Genomic DNA, 5532 nt, shown 5'->3' with positions numbered 1-5532 from the left:
GAGTTATCGAGCAGCAGTGTCACCACCGTGTCGCGGAAATTGGTGTCGTGTTCGATCTTGTAGGCGAGCGCCTGTGTCGGATCGACCACGGCGCGGGTGAGGCGCGCGGCATCAAGGATGCCTTCCTCGAGATCGAACTCCCATGCGCGGTTCTGTTGCGCGAGCAGGCGGCGTTGCAACTTGTTGGCAAGGCGGGAGACCACGCCCTGCATCTGCTGCAACTGCTGATCGAGATAGTGGCGCAGCCGCGTCAGCTCATCGAGGTCGCAGAGATCTTCTGCCGCGATCACCTCGTCAAACTCCTGCGTGAAAATCTTGTAGGAAGGCTGGCGGTTGCGGTCATCGCCCTGCTGGTTTGGACGCCAGGGCTGATTGCCGTCGCTCGTCTCATCCGTTTCGCCGTCCATGGGCGCGTCATCGGCTTCGACTTCGACGGTCTGCTCCTCGCCTTCCTCGCCTTCGCCTTCGGAATATTCGACCTGCTCGGCGGAGGCACCATCAGGCTGTTCGGCCTCGCCGGACTGGCTGTCTTCCGAGCTTTGGTCGCTGTCGCCTTCCTGATCCTCCGCATCCTCGGAAGACTGGTCAGGCGCTTCGCCAAGCTCGTCACCCATGTCGAGGTCAACGAGAATGTCGCGCGTCGCGCGCGCAAAGGCTTCCTGGTCTTCGATGAGATCCGCAAGGCGGTCGAGGCTGTCGCCTGCCTTTTCCTCGATCCATGAGCGCCATTGTGCCACAAGCTTTTCAGCGGAAGGAGGCGGTGCCATCCCTGTCAGCTTCTCGCGCACGATCATGGCGACCGCTTCGGAAAGCGGCGCTTCCTCGCGCGAGGAAATGCGGTCATAGCCGCGGGCGGCGTAACGCTGCTCCAGCGCGGCGGTGAGGTTCTGCGCCACGCCCGGCATCTGATTTGCGCCAATCGCCTCGCAGCGCGCCTGTTCCATCGCGTCGAACACGGCAAGCGCGTTGCCGCCTTCGGGCTGGAGAGGCGCGTTCAGTTTTTCATCGTGATGAGCAAGGCGAAGCGCATAGGCATCCGAAAGACCGCGCATCTGCGCCACTTCTTCCGGCGGCAGCGTGCGGCTCGGCATGGGCAGGCGCGCGCGCAGGCCGCGAAGGCCCGGCGCTTCCGTGCCGAAGGTGATGTTCAGCTCCGGCTCTTCCGCAATCGTGCGCATGGTAAGGCTCAGCGCACGCTTGAACGGTTCGACGGGGCTTTCCTTGGGCTTCATGCGTTACCGAACCGCCCGCTTGCGGGCGGCCTCACTCCGATGGGTCAGGCGACCTTGATGTTGGCCGCAGAGTCGGGCAGGTCCTGCCCGAAGCAACGCTGATAGAACTCCGCCACTGTGGCGCGTTCCAGTTCGTCGCATTTGTTGAGGAATGTCACGCGGAAGGCGAAGCCGACATCGCCGCCAAAGATGCGCGCATTTTCCGCCCAGGTCAGAACGGTACGCGGGCTCATGACGGTCGAGATGTCGCCATTGATGAAGGCCGAGCGCGTGAGGTCGGCCACGCGGACCATCGCGTCGATGGTCTTGCGGCCTTCTTCCGTGTCGTAGCTCTTCAGCTTGGACAGCATGATGCCGACTTCCTGCTGATGCGGCAGGTAGTTCAGCGTGGTCACGATGTTCCAGCGGTCCATCTGACCTTGGTTGATCTGCTGTGTGCCGTGATAGAGGCCCGATGTGTCGCCAAGGCCGACCGTGTTCGCGGTGGCGAAAAGGCGGAAGGCCGGATGCGGGCGGATGACGCGGTTCTGGTCGAGCAGGGTGAGCTTGCCCGATGCTTCCAGCACGCGCTGGATCACGAACATCACGTCCGGGCGGCCGGCGTCATATTCGTCGAAGACGAGCGCGACAGGGTGCTGAAGCGCCCAGGGCAGAATGCCTTCGCGGAATTCGGTGACCTGCTTGCCATCCTTCAGCACGATCGCATCCTTGCCCACAAGGTCGATACGGCTGATATGGCTGTCGAGGTTGATGCGGATGCAGGGCCAGTTGAGGCGCGCGGCCACCTGCTCGACATGGGTGGACTTGCCCGTACCGTGGTAGCCCTGAACGATCACGCGGCGGTTATAGGCAAAGCCCGCCAGCAGCGCGATGGTCGTGTCGCGGTCAAAGAGGTAGTCCGGATCGTAATCGGGCACATACTCGTTGGGCTCCGAAAAGGCAGGGACTTCCATGTCGATGTCGATCTTGAACACTTCCCGGGCAGAGACCTTCTTGTCCGGGAGATTCTCCGACATGCTGTTTCTTGCTTCGAAGCTCATCCTTGTCCTACTTCCGTCCTTACAGATGGTTCAGCGGGATGAATGATCCCGCGCCGCAAACTACTTCCGGCCGCATGGTTGCGGGCCGGCCCGCTTCCCGGCGGGTCTATCAGCCTTTCACGCCGCCCCTGCTCAGGAGCAGAAGCCGCTCTTTCGGAGGTAATCGTAGGCCTGAATGACCTTGCGCAGACGCTCCTCGGCGGACCTGTCCCCGCCATTGGCGTCTGGATGGTGCCTTTTTACAAGTTCCTTATACCGTGCCTTGATCTCGTTCAAGGATGCGGAAGCAGGCAGATCGAGCGTATCGAGCGCCTGCTGTTCCAACGCGCGCGGCTTTCGCCGCGTTTCTGCGGCTTCCGGGCGCTCATGGCCCGGTCCCTCATCAAAAAAGCCAAAACTATCGCGAAAAGGCGAACCCCGGCGGGCGCGGGAGGCGAAATGCGCGCCAAAGGCGGCTTTGGCAGCGTTTACCCCAAGTCCCCAGGTCGGGCGGTGGCCCGTCAGGGCCTCCCGCTGGAAAGCCGCGATCTCGGCATCGCTCATGCCCTTGAAGAAGTCATAACTCTGGTTGAACTCGCGAATATGAGTTTCGCAGAACCAGCTATATTGCTCGCGTACAGGCGTATCGAGGGGGCCGGCGCTCTCTTCCGTCCTTTTGATGGCAGGCGCTCGGAAGAGGCCGTGCTCGCGGCAGCCCGCCCATTCACACGCCTTTGGCGCCTCCTCGCGCATCATGCGGCGGATATGAGGGGGCTGTTCCACGCCACGCCGCTTGCGCGGGGCGATCCGGATCGAATCGAAGTATTTTGAATTCAGTTTCACGATCAAATTATGGGTTGGCTGGCTTTGCAAAACAAGGAAGCATGGCCCTCTCTCTCAAACCCCAAGATTAACGGTCAGTTGCATGTCGGTCGCGGAGACTATCCGTCGCAAGCTTGAAGAAGCGTTTTCACCCGAACAACTCGAGATTGTGGACGAGTCGCATCTTCACAAGGGTCATGCCGGTCACCGGCCGGGCGGCGAGACCCATTTCCGGCTCAAGGTGGTCTCATCGCTCTTTGCCGGGCGTTCACGGGTCGATCGCCAGCGGCTGGTCACGGGCGCGCTCAGGGAAGAGATGGGAAACCCGATCCATGCACTTTCCATGAAAGTGCTGACCCCGGAAGAGGCGGCAGCGCAGGCCGACTAGGCGGGGTTCTGGCGCGCCCGGGAGATTTCCAGAGAACGTGCAATCCGCAGGGACATGATCTGGTTGCGCTGGCGGCTTTGTATCTCGAAGCGGAAGCCGTGAAAGGTGAAGGTCTGGCCGACCGAGGGGATGGTGCGCGCTTCATGGATGACAAGACCGGCAATGGTCGTTGCTTCATCATCCGGCAATGACCAGTCAAACGCCCGGTTGAGATCGCGGATCGGCACCGAACCGTTCACGATGATCGAACCATCCGGCAGGGGCCGCACGCCTGCGACGTCAACATCGTGCTCATCGGCAATGTCGCCGACGATTTCCTCCAGAATGTCCTCAAGCGTGATGAGGCCCATCAGCACGCCATATTCATCTACCACAAGGGCGAAATGCGTTTTCCGTTTCAGGAAGGCATTGAGCTGTTCCTGAAGTGTTGTCGTGTCGGGCACGAACCAGGGCTTCGCCGCAATGCTCAGAATGTCGATCTCGTCGGCTTTCCAGTTTGCCCCTGCAAGCGCACGGAGAAGGTCTTTTGCGTGGAGCACGCCGAGAATATTTTCCTGCTCGTCGCGCCAGAGCGGAATGCGCGTATGCGGGCTTGCCAGTGCCTGCGCGATGATTTCGGCATTGGGAAGAGCGGCATCGATCATCGCGATGTTCTTGCGATGCACCATGACGTCGCTCACGTCGAGATTGTGGAGATCGAGAACGCCGCCCAGCATGTCGCGGTCGATCTTGACCACGCTGCCTTCCTGATGATGCAGCGCAATCGCGTCGCGCAATTCTTCATGGGCAGAAACTATTTGCCGGCGGGTGCTCGCACCGAGGCCGAGGATACGGCCGATCGTTTCGCGCAAGGATCCGGGGCCGGCTGCGGCCATCAGGCAGCTTCCCTCTCGCGGAGAAGGGCGCGCAGGGCTTCGGGGTCAACATCGCGTGTGATGAAGGCCTCGCCGATGCCGCGCGCGAGAATGAAGGTGAGCTTGCCGTCCACGACCTTCTTGTCCTGTCCCATCAGCGAGATCAGCCCGTCTGCATCGGGCAGCGAGCCCTTGATGTCGGAGAGGCGCGAGGGGAGACCTGCTCTTTCGAGATGGTTGCGAACGCGCACCGCATCCTGACCCGGGCAGAGGCCGAGCCGTGCGGAGAGATCGAAGGCCAGCGCCATGCCGATGGCAACGCCTTCGCCATGCACGAGGCGGTCTGAAAAGCCGGTCGCGGCTTCAAGCGCATGGCCAAATGTATGGCCGAGATTGAGAAGGGCGCGCACACCGCCTTCGCGTTCGTCGGCGGCAACGGTTGCGGCCTTTGCCTCGCAGCTTTTCACGATGGCATGGATGCGTGCCTCGACATCGCCTGCCTTGAGGCGGTCGAGATTGGTTTCGAGCCAGTCAAAGAAATCGCGGTCGCCGATCAGCCCGTATTTCACGACTTCGGCATAGCCTGCGAGAAATTCACGCATGGGCAGCGTTTCAAGCGCGTCCGTATCCGCGAGAACGAGACGCGGCTGATGGAAAGCACCGGCGAGGTTCTTGCCCTGCTTCGTGTTGATGCCGGTCTTGCCGCCAACGGAACTGTCCACCTGCGAGAGAAGTGTGGTCGGGATCTGCGCGAAATCGACACCGCGCCGCAGGATCGATGCTGCAAAGCCGGTGAGGTCGCCGATGACGCCGCCGCCCAAGGCGATGACGAGGTCGCCGCGCTCAATTCCTTCGCCGAGCAGCCATTCGGTGAGCTTTTCAAGCTGGGCGAATGATTTCGTTCCCTCGCCTTGCGGCAGGCGCATCGTGGAATGGCGGATGCCTGCGCCATCGAGGCTTTTTTCAAGCGCGGGCAGGTGAAGGGCGGCAACCGCTTCATCGGTCACGATGGCGACGCGTTTACGCCGCAGCAGCGGAAGCAGATGGTCGGCAGCAGTTGCGATCAGCCCCCGGCCTACAAGAATGTCATAGGCGCGGTCGCCCAGTTCGACGGTGACCTTCCGGGTGGCGTCAGTCATTTTTCTGTCCGGTATTATCTCGTCCGGCAATCTCCGGACCATATTCTTTCAGTTTTTCGATGATCTCCTCGACCACCG

4 protein-coding genes and 2 pseudogenes are annotated in these 5532 nt (G+C 61.4%); 1 reads left to right on the top strand and 5 read right to left on the bottom strand.

The genetic code is table 11. The features are described 5' to 3' along the window. From WBF74_RS10090 to WBF74_RS10080, 3 genes and pseudogenes are all read right to left on the bottom strand, one after another. Positions 1-1232: pseudogene (locus WBF74_RS10090) on the bottom strand (cobaltochelatase subunit CobT); the annotation flags it as partial. Positions 1233-1276: 44 nt separating this feature from the next. Beyond that, on the bottom strand, positions 1277-2248 hold the full coding sequence (cobS, locus tag WBF74_RS10085; protein WP_424439025.1) for a cobaltochelatase subunit CobS: 972 nt from the start codon (positions 2246-2248) through the stop codon (positions 1277-1279). Between the two features lie 156 nt (positions 2249-2404). After that, positions 2405-3094, bottom strand: a complete 690-nt coding sequence (locus WBF74_RS10080; RefSeq protein WP_424439022.1) for a J domain-containing protein — start codon at positions 3092-3094, stop codon at positions 2405-2407. Positions 3095-3176: 82 nt separating this feature from the next. On the opposite strand from WBF74_RS10080, the gene WBF74_RS10075 reads away from it, so the two are divergent. Then, positions 3177-3461: a BolA family protein gene (locus WBF74_RS10075; RefSeq protein WP_424439019.1), complete on the top strand. Its 285-nt coding sequence runs from the start codon at positions 3177-3179 to the stop codon at positions 3459-3461. Here the strand turns inward: WBF74_RS10075 and WBF74_RS10070 are convergent. Together WBF74_RS10070 and aroB are read right to left on the bottom strand one after the other, a co-directional pair. Further along, positions 3458-4294: pseudogene (locus WBF74_RS10070) on the bottom strand (HlyC/CorC family transporter); the annotation flags it as partial. The gene WBF74_RS10075 and the pseudogene WBF74_RS10070 sit on opposite strands and share 4 nt — an antisense overlap. 41 nt (positions 4295-4335) lie before the next feature. Next, a complete protein-coding gene (gene aroB, locus WBF74_RS10065) occupies positions 4336-5454 on the bottom strand; it encodes a 3-dehydroquinate synthase (protein ID WP_424439016.1) in 1119 nt (372 codons plus the stop codon). Between the last annotated feature and the right edge of the window lie 78 nt (positions 5455-5532).

The sequence above is a fragment of the Parvibaculum sp. genome (assembly GCF_049672805.1).
Lineage (GTDB): Bacteria > Pseudomonadota > Alphaproteobacteria > Parvibaculales > Parvibaculaceae > Parvibaculum.
The sequence above is the reverse complement of the archived record's forward strand: the minus strand, read 5'-3'. Positions and strand labels throughout refer to the sequence as shown.

Excerpts from the sequence above, each read along its gene's own strand:
- aroB (WP_424439016.1), bottom strand. The coding sequence starts at position 5,454 with ATGACTGACGCCACCCGGAAGGTCACCGTCGAACTGGGCGACCGCGCC.
- WBF74_RS10075 (WP_424439019.1), top strand. The coding sequence starts at position 3,177 with ATGTCGGTCGCGGAGACTATCCGTCGCAAGCTTGAAGAAGCGTTTTCA.
- cobS (WP_424439025.1), bottom strand. The coding sequence starts at position 2,248 with ATGTCGGAGAATCTCCCGGACAAGAAGGTCTCTGCCCGGGAAGTGTTC.